At 65.6% G+C, this 15506-nt stretch carries 13 protein-coding genes; 11 read left to right on the forward strand and 2 right to left on the reverse strand.

Features of this window, described 5'->3' with window-relative positions:
- The first annotated feature begins 169 nt into the window (after positions 1-169).
- Both DZC73_RS27880 and DZC73_RS27885 read left to right on the forward strand, forming a co-directional pair.
- On the forward strand, positions 170-1243 hold the full coding sequence (locus tag DZC73_RS27880; RefSeq protein WP_161974782.1) for a sigma-70 family RNA polymerase sigma factor: 1074 nt from the start codon (positions 170-172) through the stop codon (positions 1241-1243).
- Positions 1244-1349: 106 nt separating this feature from the next.
- Positions 1350-6251 (forward strand): hypothetical protein, encoded by a 4902-nt coding sequence (locus DZC73_RS27885; RefSeq protein WP_124543679.1) that lies wholly within the window; start codon positions 1350-1352, stop codon positions 6249-6251.
- A gap of 37 nt (positions 6252-6288) precedes the next feature.
- Here the strand turns inward: DZC73_RS27885 and DZC73_RS27890 are convergent, their stop codons facing one another.
- On the reverse strand, positions 6289-7161 hold the full coding sequence (locus DZC73_RS27890) for a sensor histidine kinase (RefSeq protein WP_124543680.1): 873 nt from the start codon (positions 7159-7161) through the stop codon (positions 6289-6291).
- Positions 7161-7850: a response regulator transcription factor gene (locus DZC73_RS27895; protein WP_235835317.1), complete on the reverse strand. Its 690-nt coding sequence runs from the start codon at positions 7848-7850 to the stop codon at positions 7161-7163. Before DZC73_RS27895 ends, DZC73_RS27890 begins: the two co-directional genes overlap by 1 nt.
- Positions 7851-8207: 357 nt before the next feature.
- Here DZC73_RS27895 and DZC73_RS27900 point away from each other — a divergent pair, with 357 nt between their 5' ends.
- The 9 genes from DZC73_RS27900 to DZC73_RS27935 all read left to right on the forward strand — a co-directional run bounded on the left by DZC73_RS27900 (position 8208) and on the right by DZC73_RS27935 (position 15503).
- A complete protein-coding gene (locus DZC73_RS27900) occupies positions 8208-10205 on the forward strand; it encodes a flagellar biosynthesis protein FlhA (RefSeq protein ID WP_161974784.1) in 1998 nt (665 codons plus the stop codon).
- 4 nt (positions 10206-10209) lie between these two features.
- Positions 10210-10491, forward strand: coding sequence for a type III secretion system export apparatus subunit SctS (gene sctS, locus DZC73_RS27905; protein WP_161974785.1), 282 nt, complete (start codon positions 10210-10212; stop codon positions 10489-10491).
- Between the two features lie 11 nt (positions 10492-10502).
- Positions 10503-12179, forward strand: a complete 1677-nt coding sequence (gene sctC, locus DZC73_RS27910; RefSeq protein WP_124543683.1) for a type III secretion system outer membrane ring subunit SctC — start codon at positions 10503-10505, stop codon at positions 12177-12179.
- Positions 12176-13294, forward strand: a complete 1119-nt coding sequence (locus DZC73_RS27915) for an FHA domain-containing protein (RefSeq protein ID WP_161974786.1) — start codon at positions 12176-12178, stop codon at positions 13292-13294. Before sctC ends, DZC73_RS27915 begins: the two co-directional genes overlap by 4 nt.
- A gap of 308 nt (positions 13295-13602) precedes the next feature.
- Positions 13603-13764, forward strand: a complete 162-nt coding sequence (locus DZC73_RS29865; RefSeq protein ID WP_161974787.1) for a hypothetical protein — start codon at positions 13603-13605, stop codon at positions 13762-13764.
- Between the two features lie 95 nt (positions 13765-13859).
- Positions 13860-14306 carry an HrpB1 family type III secretion system apparatus protein gene (locus tag DZC73_RS27925; RefSeq protein WP_124543686.1) on the forward strand — a complete coding sequence of 149 codons (447 nt, stop codon included), beginning with the start codon at positions 13860-13862 and terminating at the stop codon, positions 14304-14306.
- A gap of 154 nt (positions 14307-14460) precedes the next feature.
- Positions 14461-14616, forward strand: a complete 156-nt coding sequence (locus DZC73_RS29870) for a hypothetical protein (protein WP_161974788.1) — start codon at positions 14461-14463, stop codon at positions 14614-14616.
- Between the two features lie 18 nt (positions 14617-14634).
- Positions 14635-15081: an HrpB1 family type III secretion system apparatus protein gene (locus DZC73_RS27930; protein ID WP_124543687.1), complete on the forward strand. Its 447-nt coding sequence runs from the start codon at positions 14635-14637 to the stop codon at positions 15079-15081.
- Positions 15082-15104: 23 nt separating this feature from the next.
- Positions 15105-15503 (forward strand): hypothetical protein, encoded by a 399-nt coding sequence (locus DZC73_RS27935; protein ID WP_124543688.1) that lies wholly within the window; start codon positions 15105-15107, stop codon positions 15501-15503.
- Positions 15504-15506: the final 3 nt, after the last annotated feature.

Here is a 15506-nt window from a genome sequence, read left to right on the forward strand (position 1 = left end):
GCGGCGGCGCATGAAGACTTTCTGAACTTTGGTTCAGTCTGCTCCGTGGCAGCGAAGCACGACCGGATACTGAATCCGCTTTGGGTTCACCCGCGCTCCCCGGCAATGTCGCCTGTCTCGAACGCAGCTCTCGACCATGTTGGATGCTTCCACCTCGGCCGCTTCATCCATGCCTCTGGCGATTGCCCATCGCTTCTTGAGCCTGTGCCTGCACAACGACTACCTGTCGGCAGGGCAGGGGCACCGCAACAGCCGTCGCGTGGTGGCCGAGCGCCACGATGCCGCGCGGCGCGCGCTGCCACAGCCTGCCGGCCGCATCGCGGGTGAGCATGCGCCGGGCGCGCAGCACCCGATCGACGGCGCGGCGGTTTCGTCGTGTGACGCCGAAGCGCGCTATCTCATCGAAGTCGCGCAGCGGCCCCGGCTCACAAGCCGCGAAGAGTACGGGCTGGCGGCCCGAATGCGGTCTGGCGACCTGGGTGCCCGCAATGCGCTGGTGGAGGCCAACCTGGGCCTGGTGGTGATGTTCGCGCGTCGATACCAGCGGCCGGGCCTGCCCATGCTCGACCTGGTGGCCGAAGGCAACTTCGGCCTTCTGTCGGCGGCCCAGCGCTTTGACCCCGAGCGCGGCGTGCGCTTCGCCACCTATGCCAAGTGGTGGGTGATGCGGGCCATGCACGGCGCCGTGCTGAAATTGACGGGCGTCGTGCGGATGCCGGCCGCAACGTCTGCCGTGGGTGGCCGACGCGACCGCGCGGACCCCGGGGAAGTTGAACAGTCCGGCGAGGACGTGGCCGTCCTCGCGGTGGAGGGTGACGATTCCCTGGAAGACCGCACGACCGACCTCCAAATGGCCGCGGACGTCGACACGGCACGCCCCGTGCACGGGGCACCCATGCCGGCAGCCGCGGGCCGTCCTTGTGCCTGCCCCGGCCTCCCCATGGACGACGAAGACGTCCTGAGCACCATGGCAATGCCCGAGGAGCACGAGCCGCAGGAACAGTTGATGACCGCCCAGCGCACAGCGCTGGTCCGGCGCGTGCTCGACGGCCTGCCCGAACGTGACCGCACCATCATCGACAAGCGCTTCGCGCTGACGTGCGAGCAGGCATGCACGCTGGACGAGTTGGCGCGCGAATTCATGGTCTCCATCGAACGCATCCGGCAGGTCGAAAAGGCTGCACTGGGCAAGCTCCAACGGGCGCTCGGTGAGGCCGGCGAGTGCGCGCAGACCCTGCTTTGATGGCCACGCATGCCGCGTGCCCCTTGAAATCCGGGGCCCGGCTCGGTATGTCAAGGGAAAGACGGGGCCGGGTCGTCCGGCCCCCAAGATGCGGAGCACAGCGACCATGACGCAAACCGATCCGGTCACCGGACAGGCCGTCGTCACCCCTGACGGCACGAACCTGAACCTCATCGCCAATCCCGCCACGTGGTTCGGAACGCTGTGGGCCTCGATCGTCCACAGTGGTGCGGACGGTGCACGCCAGCAACTCAAGGACAAGCTCGGCAAGGCCGTCGACCCGCAATGGATCGACAAGCTGACGGACCAACAGGCACTGGACCTGCTGGACACCCTGAACAAGAATCCCGAATCGGTGCCCGTGCTCATCCAGGCGGGCATGAAAGCGGACGACGTGATTGCGCTGTCGCCCAGGGTCAGTGCGGCCGAGGCCAAGGATCCGGCCTTTGTGAAAGCGCTCAAGGAGCGCCTGGACTGGAGCGGCTCGCCGGTCGAAGCCATTGAATGGGCGCGCACCGCGATGGTTGCTCCCGATGCGCTCTATGACCCGGCCTTCGCTGCCGATGTGGCCAACACGGCCAATGGCAGCACGCCCGAGGCCCGGTTCGCCGTGGCGCGCGAGCATCTGCTTGAGCGCGAACTGGGCGTCGACGAGAAGTACGTCAAGGGCTTGCCGCCCGACCAGGTCGTGCGCCTGCTCGGGGGTGACAAGGACGCGCTCAAGAGCGTGTTCACTGCGTTGCAGAAGGACTTTGGCGGCAACGACAACGCCTTGCTCAGCGAGCTTTCGGCGTTGACGCCCGATCAGCTCAGGATCATGGGCACGCGCGATCCGGCCGGTGTCGTGTTGCTGCACAAGGCAGGGCAGAACCTGGCTTCCATCGCCGCCATGGACACGCCGAAGTTCGAAGACCTGGTGCATCACGCCCATGCGCAAGCCTTGTTCGACCAGTTGAAGGCGGCGAATCCATCGGCCGAGCCGTTCATCACCTTGGCTCAACTGCAGGAGCTGGACGACGCCACCATTCAGAAACTGCTCAAGGCATCACCGGCGTCGCTCAACAAGGGATTTGCCTTCTTGGCATCGATGGTTCAGCAAGGCTTCTCCGGTTCGATCAAGGATCAATTGACGGCGCTCAGCAAGCTCTCCGACAAGGACCTCGATGCGCTCATCCCGGACGCATTCGCCACCTTGGGAGGAGCGCCCTTGCCCGACGGCGTCAGCGTCCCGGCATTGATGAACCGCGGCCTGTCGCTGCAAGACGCCGTGGCGCTGCTGTCGGCCGTGAAGGCAGGCCATCTCGACCCGGCCAAGCTCAAGGACGACGCGTTCTTCACCGATCTCAAGAAGGTCGACCGCGCTGTCGTTCAGACGCTGGTCGATGCGGGTGTCACCCGCGGCGACGCGCTGGTCTACGCGGGTTCCATCACGGCCGACGAGGCGGCGAATCCAAACTTCATGGCGGTGCTCAAGGCGCAATTGGCCAAGAAAACGCCAGCCGACGAGGCCATTCAATGGGCGCGGACCGCGGCGTTGGCGGGCCCTGATGTGCTTGCCGACACGACGTTTGCCGCCGACGTGGCCGACAAGGCCAACGGGGACACGCTGGCGGCCAGGTTCGACGCGGCACGTGCGCACCTCCTGGCTCGCAATCTCGGTCTCGATGCCAAGTACACGACCGGCCTGTCGTCGGCACAGGTGAACAAGCTGCTGAGCGCGGACAAGGGCAGTGCGGGTGCACTGTTTACTCACTTGCAAAAGGACTTCGCCGGATCGGAAAGTGCGCTGCTGGCAGAGATGTCGGAGCTCGCCCCGGATCAAATGGCGGCGCTGGTGAATGTCGATCCGGCGCAGGTCATGGCGTTGCACAACGCGAGCTTCAAGCTGGCTGACATCGCGAACGTCAAGCCCGAGGACATGGCCGCGCTGCTGGCTGCCGTTGGAACGCTCACGCCGGAGCAAAGGAATGTGGTGGCAGGCCTGGTCGGCAAGGGCGTGCAGGCCATGGATGCAGTGACCCTGGCGCGCGGCGGCGCCACGCAGGCCAATGTGGACGACGCGGACTACATCGCCAAGGCCAAGCTTGGCCATGCCGCCGACATTGAAAAGCTCCTGCTCGCTGCAGGCATGAAGCCCGACGAGGCGGCCCGTGCTGCCGGCGGCGTCACACTGGCCGAGATCGAGGACCCGAAGTTCCAGGCCGAACTCCAGCGTCGTCTGGCCGGTGGCACGTCCGGCGAGGAGGCCATCCAGTGGGCTCGCACGGCGATGGTGGCCACCCCCGAAGAACTGGCGAGTCCGGCCTTTGTCGCTGACGTGGCCAACCCCGCCAATGGTGCGACGGTCGAGCAACGCTTCGATGCAGCTCGCCGGCACCTGCTGGCTCAGCGCCTGGGTGTGGTCCTGGGCCCCGATGAACACGAGGTCGGAGACCGCAATCCGCAGCAGATCACGAACTTGCTGGCTTTCGATCCAGCCACGCTCAAGAGCGTATGGGACAAGCTGCATGGCGGGATCGACGTGATGGCGAACCCTGGCGACAAGCCGCTCCTCAACGATCTCGCCAAACTCAGCCCCGAACAGTTGGACGCTCTCAATTCGATGGATCCGGCCAAGGTCATCGCCATCCACAAGAAGCTGGGTGTCGACATCAACGAGATTGCGACGCTGGCTCCGACGGACTTCAACAGCCTGTCCACCCTGGCGACCTCGGCGACGGCGCCTGTCATCGACAACGACATTGCCACGGTGCAATCCAAGGATGTCACCGACATCAAGCACTACAACGTCGCCGGCGGCTTGTACACCTACACCGTCAACGGCCAGGTCCACGTGGTGCGCAACGCCACGAACCCGTCGCTCTACGGGAACATTGCGGCCAAGGCTGCCGCCGATGCGAAAGACAAGGTGAACCAGGTGCGCGCCGCCCACGGCCTGCCGCCTCTGAGCGACGTGTCTCCCCTGACCCAGGACGGCACGCGGTGGAAGGACCCCAACGACCATTCGAAGGGCAAGTATTCGATCGAAGACCAGGCCTTCATCGACATGATCGATGAGTACCGCCAAGGCGTGAAGGACAACAAGTATTCGAAGGACAGCCCTCAGGCCAAGCTGGTGCGCTACTTCGACTACAAGGTGGCGCTCTCTCAGGGCTACCAGCTGATTCCCTATACCGAGGAGCCATCGCTTTTCGGCACCGTCCGCACCTACCCGAACGGCAAGCCGGAGGCCGAGCCGATCTCCCCGGCCACGATGCATGCCATCTTCAGCGAGGGCAAGGTCAACAAGGAATTCCAGGCGTTGCTGGGCGACAAGGATGTCAGCGCAGACCTTCAGAAGAGAACCAAGGACCTGCTGGCGACCTTGCCCCCCGGCGTGCGCGATGCGATGGCCAACAAGCTGCACGACTCCCTCACGAGCGAGGAGTACACCGCGGCCATCCAGGAACTGCGCGACGCGGGCCTGAACGACCAGGCCGAGCAGATGCTCCAGCGTGACCTTGCCAGCCTCACCATGCTGGATCCCGCACTGGCACAGGATGCCGGCCAGCAGGTGTTGATCAACGCCAACGAGGCCGACTTCCAGAACCTCATGGATCACCCCGAGCGGATTGATCCGAACGCGATCAAGCTGGCGACCAAGGACAGCATCGAGGTCCTCATCCAATCGCTTCGCAGCGGCTCGGGGATCACCCGCCATTTGTCGCAGTCCCAACTCAACTTCATCAGCTATCTGGAGAAGTTCGAGCAAAGCGGCGCCAATGTCAACGACCTGTCGCTGGTCATCAAGAAGCTGATGGTCGGTGGCAAGGATCTTTCGGCCATGACCGATGCAGATCTTGAAAAGGCCATGGATGGCGTTGTCTCCGGCGACCAACGGGGCAAGATCACCGAGTTCTTCCACGAAACGCAGAAGATGGGCGTTTGGGGAACGATCGCGGGCGGGGCCGCGCTGGCCTCGTTCGGCTACAAGGTTGGAAAGAACGGTGCCTTCGGTCCCAACAGCACGCCACTGGAACGCTGGGGCGCGGCACGCGACCTGATCTCCTTCCTGTCGGTGTCGGGCCACATGTCGAAGAGCTTTGCATCTTTCGTGGACTGGATGCGCAAGCTCGACAGCAAGGACGCCGGATCAACCTGGAAGTTCCTGGGCCTGGACCGCACATTGCCGGAGGTCTGGGGCAAGTCCAGCTTCTTGCCGGGTGGCAAGACCTGGCCCGGCGGCGGCGGGCTGCCGTCCGAGCTGCTCGACACGGCCTTCGACGGGCTTCGCACGCTCACGGACGTCCCTCTGGGCGCGGCCCTGACGGCCGACGACATGGTGGCGGTCGGCAACCTCATGTCGCACTTCGACACCAGCGTCGTCAAACCGCTGGGCTCGGTCGCACAGCGCATCGGCGTGTCGGTGCTGAAGGTCTTCGGCACCGTGACTGATTTTGCGAGCATCGCCGACATCGTCCTGGGCGGAATGGGCATCGACAAGGGCATCAAGGACCACGACGGCATCGCCATCGCCGGCGGCACGCTGCAGGTGACCAGCGGGTTGCTTGGCACCGGTGCAGCCATCATCGGCACGCTCGAGTTGTTCGGCTCGGTCGGTGTGTTTGCGGGACTGGCGGGCCCGCTGTTCCTGGGCGCGGCTGTCGTGGGCCTCCTGGCATTCGGCTTTGTCGAGATTGCCAATTCGATCAAGCAGGCCAACGAGTGGCACGCCCTGACGGACGAGCAAGGCGCCTTCTTCGCGCAGGCGCATGACGACGGCGTTGCAGTCGACGACTGGGGCGACCGGCTGGAGTTCCTGCGCTACGCCTACTCGCACTACGGCCACGAAGACACCGACCCGTCATTGAACTACTTCGACGCCCAGGCCGATGAATGGGCCTACTTCCAGGCGACCCCAGGTTCGGGCGGGTCCTCCAACAACCGCCTGAACCGCGGCCTGCACCATTCGAACGACAAGACCAAGCAGCCGCCGGTTTCCGACGACTCGCCGCCGCTGGCCGGTTGATCGGATGCCGACGGGGGCGCCGAACGCGTGCCTCGAGTCAACGATCGCTGGCGCGGCGCTTCCATCGAGGTGGTTCCCCCTCTGGAAGCGGTGCTTCGCAGGCCGGAAAGCCCAGCCGCACGGCCGTTCCACGGCCTGGCGTGCTGGCGACCGCGCAGGTGCCGCCTTGCGAACGAACCAGCGACTTGGCGATGGCGAGGCCCAAGCCCGTGGATACCCTGCCGCTTCGATTCCCAGGCCAGGGCTGCCCTTGCGGCGGCGCACTGATGGGGTCGCGACACTCGGGTCCGGTGCCATCACGGACGACGGAAATTTCAACCTCCCCGAGGGTACTTGCCGTCACCGAGATGACGATGCGCGAGCCGGTCGGTGCATGGGCCGTGGTGTCGTGGATGAGGTTGAGCAAGACCTGGCGCAGCACGGCCGCATCGGCCTTGATGAACTGGAAGCCGTGCACATGCAGGGCCAGGCACTGCTTGCGCGTCTCGGCCAGAGGCTCGATGCATTGCACCGCCTCGGCCGCGACGCCGCAGGCATCAATGATGGTGTGCGGCGTGCCCAGCATGCCACCGTCGGCCTGGGCCATCAGCAGCAGGTCGTCGATGAGTTGCTGCATGCGACGGCCTTCTTCCAGCATCGCCACCACCGCATTCTCCAGGTGCTCGAGCGCGGCGCCATCGCGCAGGGCGGCTTCAGCGGCCATGCGCTGCGCAGCCAATGGCGCCATCAATTCGTGAGCGGCCTGTGCAGCAAGCCGGGCATGTCCCTGCCGCATTGTGTCCAGGAGAGCCTTCTGCCCCGCGTCGAGGCCGGCGGCATGACAGCCCTCGTCGTCGAACTCCGAAAAATGGAATGGCGAGCCAGATGGCGAGATGCCGTGCAGTCCGCGCGGTGCCTGCGCCTTGCTCATCACAGCGCCCTGTCCGAAAGTGTGAAGCCGACGCCGCGCTTCGTATGGATCAATGGCCGCATGCCGGCCACATCGACCTTCTTGCGCAAGCGGCCGATGTGCACGTCGATCAGGTTGTCGATGGGCGTGGCGCGCTGCACCTCTTTCCAGACCGCGCGCGCCAGCATCTCGCGCGACACCACCTGGTTGGCATGGCGCATCAGCAGCTCGAGGATGTCGAACTCCAGGCCGGTGAGTTCGATCACGTGCTCGCCCCTTTCCACGCGGCGCAAAGCGATGTCCAGCGTCAGGTCGTGCACGATCAGGCGCAGATCGTGTTCGGGCCGGCCGCGCCGCAGCAAGGCCTGCAGGCGCGCCTCGAGCTCGAGCAGCGAAAACGGCTTGGTGAGGAAGTCGTCCGCGCCCGTGCGCAGCGCATCGACGCGGGTTTCGATTTCCGATTGCGCCGACAAGATCAGCACGGGAAGCGCCTTTCCATTTCGCCTCAAGGCGCTCAGCACTTCGCGGCCGTCGCGGCCGGGCAGTCCGAGGTCCAGCACCATCAGGTCGAAGGACTGCGACGAGGCCATGAAGAAGGCCTCTTCTCCGCTGCAGGCCACGCTCACCGCGTAGCCTGCTCCGGTCAATTTCTCGCTGACGCTGCGGCTGATGGTCGCATCGTCATCCACTACCAATACCTGAATGCTCATGGCTGCGTTGAAACGAACTTGCTCGTGGGCTGTGTCAGTGACCCGTCACCAATGCACGCCCTTGGGGCGCGCCGCTGGAATCCGGTCATGGAGTGCGGTTCCACTTATGCCCCAAGAGGGCCTTCTCGACAAGGTGGATGCTCCCAGCCACACAAAAAAACCACTTGCGAATCGCACTGCCGGACGGGTGAGATGAAGTCTTCCTGAAGACTCGTTCAGGAAGCCGCGGCAGCACTCCGGCGACTTCAATAATCGGACCGTGCCACTCGCTGAAGCGCTACCCGGGCGCAGCAGTGCCAAGGCGCATGCCCGTTGTCAATGCGAAGTCGACTGCACGTGGTCAATCCAACTGAATCCATGGCTGCCAATCCTTCTCCAGAGCCAGTCATCGAGAAGGCCGTGCGCGTGATCGCCCAGCACAGCCACCTGGCGCTGGCACTGATGGTCACGGGCGTGGTGGCCATGATGGTGCTGCCGGTGTCGCCTGCGGCGCTGGACATGTTGATCGCATTCAACATCTCGTTCAGCGTGCTGCTGCTCATGCTGGCGATGTACATCCCCGGCGCGCTGGGCATGTCGACCTTTCCGTCCTTGATCGTGTTGACGACCATCCTGCGGCTGTCGCTCAACATCGCGTCGACCAAGCAGATCCTGCTGCATGCGCATGCAGGCCACATCATCGAAACCTTCGGACGCATGGTGATGGGCGGCCAGGTGGTGGTGGGTCTGGTGGTGTTCTCGGTGATCGCGGTCGTCCAGTTCATCGTGATTTCCAAGGGGGCCGAGCGCGTGGCCGAGGTCGGCGCGCGCTTCACGCTCGACGCCTTGCCGGGCAAGCAGATGAGCATCGAGGCCGACCTGCGCGGGGGATTCATCGACAAGCAGGAGGCTCGCCGGCTTCGTTCGCTGCTGGAGCAAGAGTCCCACATGCACGGGTCGATGGACGGCGCATTGAAATTCGTCAAGGGCGATGCGGTGGCGGCGATTCTCATTGCGCTGGTCAACATCATTGGTGGCATTTCCATCGGCGCAGGCATGCTGGGGATGCCCATTGGCGACGCGCTGGCGCGCTACACGCTGCTGAGCATCGGCGACGGCATGGTGTCGCAGATCCCCTCCTTGCTGACCTCAGTGGCTGCGGGCATCCTCACCACGCGCGTGGCGGGGCAAGAGGGCAACCCTCGCCCGCTGGCGGCGCAGATCGGCCGTCAGGTCTTTGCGCAGCCCATGGCCTTGATGGCCTCGAGTGCCATCGTGTGCGGCTTCTTGCTGGTGCCTGGCTTTCCCAGGCTGCCCTTCGTGGTGCTGGGCCTGGGCATGGCCGCCGCTGGCTGGCATGCGCAACGGCGCCAGCGCGTGCTGCCGAGCTTCCACCGCGCTGCAGTCGACGCAGCGCCGCTCGGGCCCGCCCAGGCGCAGTCGCCAGCCGACCAGTCCGTGATGGTGCTCCCGCTGATCCTCACGGTCGCGGGCAACCTGCGAGGCACGCTGTCGGCGGCTGCGCTCGATGCCGCGCTCGAGCAGGAGACCGCCTCGCTGCAGCACGACCTGGGCCTCTCGTTCCCTGCCTTGCTCACGCGCTTCGACGCGGCACTGCCCGACGACAGCTTCGTGATCGAAGTGCAGGAAGTGCCGGCGCACCGCGGCCAACTGTCCATGCCGGACGACGCCTCGTTGCCCGGCGTGGTCGAGGCTGAATTGGCACGCCATGTGGCGCGCCTGGTCCGGCTGCGCCCGGATGCCTTCGTGGGCACGCAGGAACTCAGCGGCCTGCTCAAGCGCGCGCAGGCCCAACTGCCCGAGCTGCATGACGAGGTCATGCGGACCATGCCGACGCAGCGCGTGGCCGACGTGCTGCGCCGCCTCGCCCTGGAGGGGGTGTCGTTGCGCTACTTGCGCGAGATCTTCGAGAGCCTGCTGGTCTGGGCGCCCCGCGAGAAAGACACCGCGATGTTGTGCGAATACGTGCGCATCGACCTCGGGCGCTTCATCACACACCGCTTCATCGATGCGGAACGCGGCATGCGTGCCATCACCCTCGACACTCATGCCGAGACGCAGGTGCGGGCGTCCATCCAGCAAGGTGCCAACGGGGCTTACCTGGCCATGCCTCCTGACGTGCTTCGCGAGCTGCTGGCTTCGGCCGGGGCCGCGGTGGCCGCCATGCCCGCAGAGCTGCCGCCGGTGCTCCTGGCGACGCCCGAGACGCGTCGCTTCCTGCGCCGGGTGCTGGCGCAGCCATTGCCGCAGCTGAACATCCTGTCGTACGGCGAGCTGCCGGCCGATGTGCAGATTCACGCGCTGGGCCGCATTTCATTGCCGCGCCCATCAGCGCTCCGAGTGGCGGGGGCCTGACACCATGGACGCCAACACCTTGCTGGAGTTCACCCATCGCGGCCTGCTGCTCGCGCTGTGGGTATCGCTTCCCACGGTGGTCGCGGCGGCAGCCGTGGGTGTGCTGGTGGCGGTGGTCCAGGCAACCACGCAACTGCAAGACCAGACCGCATCACAAGTGTTCAAGCTGGTGGTGGCCTGTGCGGTCCTGGCCGTCAGCGCCCGCTGGGTGGGTCTGAGCCTGTTGAGCTTTGCCGACGAGATGCTCCGCGCAGCGGGCTTCCACGCACCTGCGCCCATCCTCTAGAGAGCCTGCACATGATTGCGCCCCACCGCTTCGCGCGAATCGCTCTGATCGTGGCCCTGGCTTGCTTCGCAGCGCATGCCAACGCTGGCGAACCGCGCTGGAAGGACGAGATGTTCGTCTACGCCGCCAAGGGCAAGAACCTCAAGGAATTCCTGCGTGAGTTCGGTGCGAGCCAAGGCCTGATGGTGGTGGTCGCCAAGGAGGTTGATGGCACCGTGAACGGCAAATTCAACCTGCTGCCAGGCAGTTTGATGGAGCTGTTGAGTGCGTCCTTCGGGTTCATCTGGCACGCCGAAGGCAACGTGGTCTACGTGACACCGGCCAGCGACGTGCGCAGCGATGTCGTGCACATGAGCAACACCGGCGTGGGGCGGTTGCGCCAGGCGCTGGAGCAGCTCAACATCCCGGACCGCCGCTTCCCGATCCTGTACGACGCACGCCAGAACAGCGCCATCGTCTCGGGCCCGAGCCGCTATGTCGAGCTCGTGATGCAGACGGCCAAGGCGGTCGATCAGAACCTCAACATCGGCACCGGCTCAGAGGTGAGGGTGTTCCCGCTGCGATATGCCTGGGCTGCCGACACCAGCTTCAAGCACGGCAACCGCGAGGAGAGGATTCCCGGCGTGGCCACGGTGCTGTCACAGCTGTACGGCAACGACACTGGCGTGCAGTTGCCCGCTGCCCGACCAGCTCGGGCGGGCACGCCGGCCGATGCGCTGCGTGCGCTGGGCCTGGTGGGCACCGCCACGAGTGCAGTGGGCAAGGGCCGCCTCGCGCTCGATGCGCCGCCGCCGGAAGCGGCAGCTCCGCGCGGCAGCGAGGGTGGTTTGCCGCAGTTCCGCGCTGACGGTCGCATGAATGCCGTCATCGTGCGCGATGTGCCTGAGCGCATGCGTGCCCACGAGGCGGCCATCAAGGCGCTGGATGTCAAGGCGGGCCTGGTGGAAATCGAAGTCCGCATCATCGAGGTGAACGTGGACGCCGCCGAGTCGCTGGGCATCAACTGGCGCTTTCGCGACCAGCGCAATGACTACCAGGTGGGCAGCGGCAACCTGCCCACGCTGAGCTGGGGCACCGCACTGGCCGATGGCGCCCCGCAGGTCGGCCCCAACGGCAACAACACCGGGGCTTCACCTGCGGCCGGAGTGCTCACCACCGTGCTGGGTGATGCCGGCAAGTTCCTGATCGCACGCGTCAGTGCCCTCGCTCAGGACGGTCGAGCCAACATGCTCTCCAGCCCCAAGCTCTTGACGCTGGACAACGTCGAAGCGGTGATCGAGAACCTCGACACTTTCTTTGTGCGCGTGGCGGGCAACCTGGAGGTGAACCTGTTCGACGTATCGGTGGGAACCTCCTTGCGCGTCACGCCGCTGATCGTCAGCGAATCCGGCGAGCGCCAGCAGGTCAAGCTCGCAGTCCGCATCGAAGACGGTGCGCTCACCGGGCAGACCGTCGACCAGGTTCCGGTCGTTCGACGCAGCGCCATCACCACCCAGTCATTCATCGCCGATGGCCAGTCCCTGCTGATTGCCGGCTATACGCAAGAAAGCGACAGCGCCGGCCAGACCGGCGTGCCGGGGCTGTCGTCCATCCCGGTGGCGGGATGGCTGTTCAAGTCGTCCAGCAAGACCAGGAAGCGTGTCGAACGCCTCTACCTGTTGACGCCCAAGGTGGTGGCCCCGTCATGACATCGCACCTGTGGTTCGGCAAGCTTCAGGACGGGCTGGGCGAGACGCCTCGTCGTGCGGCCGCGCGTTTTGCCTGGCTGATGGAGCGCCCCCAGCAGAGTCATTTCAACCATGGTGCGGGCGCGCCGGCACCGTGCGCAGTGCGCATCACGCGCGGCCTGCACCAGGGAGCGAACCTGCGTTTGCGTGGGCCTGTCACGCTGGGCAGTGACGCGAGCAACGAAATCGTCTTGCGTGACCCAGGCGTACGTGCCCGCCACGCCGAGCTTCGGCGCGTTGACGGCCTGTGGGGCCTGTTCGACCTGGAAGACGGACGGGCCGTGCAACCCATCGAGATCGCGATGCATGGACTCTATGAACGGCGGCGCTATGGCCTTGGGGCCTCCGAGCTGGTGTTCACCCAGGCACGACCGGCACGCGCGGCGCGCCGCAAGTTCAGGCAAGCCATCGCACGAAACCTGGGCCCGGCGCTGCTGGTGATGGCCGTTGCACTCGGGTCGGTGGTGATCGTCCAGCTCGTCCAACCGGTGTCGGCGCAAACGGCGACAGGTGCACGCACGCTGTCGGCCGAAGGCTTCCCTGATGTCCGACTGATCGCCGGCGATGGCGGCGCCATGCAGCTCTCAGGCTATGTGGATGACCCCAAGGCGCTCGCACGCTTGCAGCGGTGGTTGCAGAAGAGTCCTGGCCTCGGAACGGCCCGTGTGCAGGTTCGCGTGGGAACGGAGCTGGCCGCGCGCGTGCAGGAGGCCTTGTCGGACGCGGCCTTGACGGTGGACTACACCGGTGGCGGCACGGTGCGCATCCAGGGAAGCTCCGAGAGCACGGCGCTGCGCGACCAGCTGCATCGGCTCACGCTCGACCTCGCCGGCGTGGTGAAGGTTGACAACCGCGTGGCCTTCATCGAGCCCGCCGAAGCCGCGCCGCGCGAGCACGTGCTGCCGGTGCGCATCGTGGACGTCGTTCCCGGCGAGAACGGCAGCTTCAGCAACGGCAGCGGCGCGCGCTACTTCGTGGGTGGCGTGTTGCCCGATGGCGCCGAAGTGGTGGCCATCCGCAAGGACGGCATCGAGTTCTCGGTGGCGGGCCGCGCCGTCATCTACCCCTTGAAATGACGAAGGAGCCTCAGTATGTATTCAGCACCAAGACAGTCTTCGATGAGCTTCACGACACCTGCCTCGGACATGTTGACCGAACCCTCGGGCGAATCGCTCGGCCTGCTTCGACAGAACCTCACAAAGGCGAAGGAGGCGGCGTGCCCGGTGGCTGCCGCCGCAGGTGCGGTCAGCCCAGGCAGATCCGTTGAAGCGCAGCGACAACTGCTCACGGCGTTCGACGCAGCCGAGCGAATCCTGAGTCTTGCTCAGGCAGCCAGGCAGCGGCGGGCTTAAGCAACTTCATCCATCGAAACCAGGAGCCTGAAATGTCCGATCCCGTATCTCCGCAGCAAACCGCTTCCACCACCGCATCCGACCAGGCGCTGGCATCGCAGCAGGCGATGCTGGACAAGTCGCTGGCGCTCAACACCGCGATGGCCTGGCTGCAAATGGCCTTGGGCATCGTCGGCAAGATCTCCGGCCGTTGATCCGGCGCTAGACCAAAGAGGCGCCGCCTCGCGCGGCACCTCTTTTCAAATCCACCGCCACGCCGCTCGGCGCGTGCTTGCTGAAAGGTTCGGGCATGAATCCTCCGGAAACTGCAGTCAGCGAAGACACCTACCGCCTGCTCTTGCAGGCTGCGATGCTGGGAACCCAGATGGGCGAAATCTCCCTGGCCATCGACGTGGCCGAGGCGCTGGCCGAGCTGCGGCCTGACTTGCCGCATGCACCGATCGTGCTGGCCATGAGCGAGTTCTGCGCGGGCCGCAAGGATGACGGGCTGCAGCGGCTCGAAGTCCAGGTGCGGCAGTTCCCCGACGATGCATTGAGCAAGGCGATGCTGGCGGTGTGCCTCCAGGACACCGGCCGAGCCGGCTGGCAGTCGCTGCTCGAATCGGTCATCGACGAGGGCCGCGATGAACACGCGACAGGCATGGCCTGCTCGCTCCTGGGCCGCACTCAGGAACTGCCGGCCGCAGGCCAACCCATCGGCCCGCAAGCAACACCGGCCTTCGCCATGTGGGTGTAGGCCCGACACGCCGGGAGAGTCAACCATGAACTGTTGCTCGCATCCTGATTCACACCCGTGCCACGTCGGGCACCACGGCCACCACCGGTCTCATGCACATGGGCGGTTCTCGCGATTGGGAAACGGCCCCGTCTGCGCGCCGTCGAGGCTCGAAGTGCTGTCGCTCCCTGCACCGGATGCCTCCGGCAATGCCACGGGATCGGCGCTCGACTCGCAGCAGCAACTGCTGGCCGAGTCGCTCAAGTTCAACACCGCCATGGCCTGGCTGCAAATGGCGGTGGGCATTTCCGGCAAGGTCGCCGGCCGCTAGGCATCGAAAGCGTCATACATGAAGAATCACGACGCGCCAGATCGTGCGGTGTCGGGCGAGGCCTACCGGGTCTTGCTGCAGGTGGCCATGCTCGGGACCGAGATGGCCGAGTCGGCACTGGCCATCGAGATCGCCGAAGTCCTTGCGGCACTGCGGCCGGATCTTCCGCACGCCTGCATCGTTCTCGCGATGAGCGAGTTTTGCGCAGGACGCAAGGACGCTGGCGTGCACGAGCTGGAGACCACGCTGGTGCGCTTCCCGGACAGCCAGCTCTGCAAGGCCATGCTCGCGGTCTGCATGCAAGACACCGGCCGGCAGGGCTGGCAGGCCTTGCTCGAATCGGTCATCGACGATGGCCGTGATGAATACGCCGTGCACATGGCCTGCGCTCTGCTGGGGCGCGACGACGGCAGCTTGATGGCGGCCCCGGCCCCCGCGGCGCCGGCGCATGCCATGTGGGTCTGACACCTTTCACACCAGGAGCTGACATGGACTGCTCGATCATCTCGGCATGTGCCTCGCCCGCAACAGGCGCCGCAGGCGGAGCCAGCGCCGTCGACAGCGCACAGAGTCGGCGCTTCGCCGAGCTGGTCGCCTCGGAACCGCTCCAGGATCATGTCTATGTTCAGGGTCCCGTCGCCGAACCCGCGGCCCAACCGGTGCTGGACATGATGCGGCAGTTCCAGTCGCTCGACTTGACGCCGCCCGAGACTGCACCCGGCAGTGATGCCGCAGCCGAGCCCGCCGGCGAGCCGGAGTCGGAGTTCAGCCGCACGGCGCATGAAGCCCTCGTGGCCCAGGCCGGCATCTTGCGCACGATGATGATGATGGAGGTGATGAACACCACCAAGCAGGGCGTGACCACGCTGTTCCAGCAACAGGGGTGATCG

It is taken from the genome of Rhizobacter terrae, assembly GCF_003852895.1.
Classification (GTDB): Bacteria; Pseudomonadota; Gammaproteobacteria; order Burkholderiales; family Burkholderiaceae_C; genus Albitalea; species Albitalea terrae.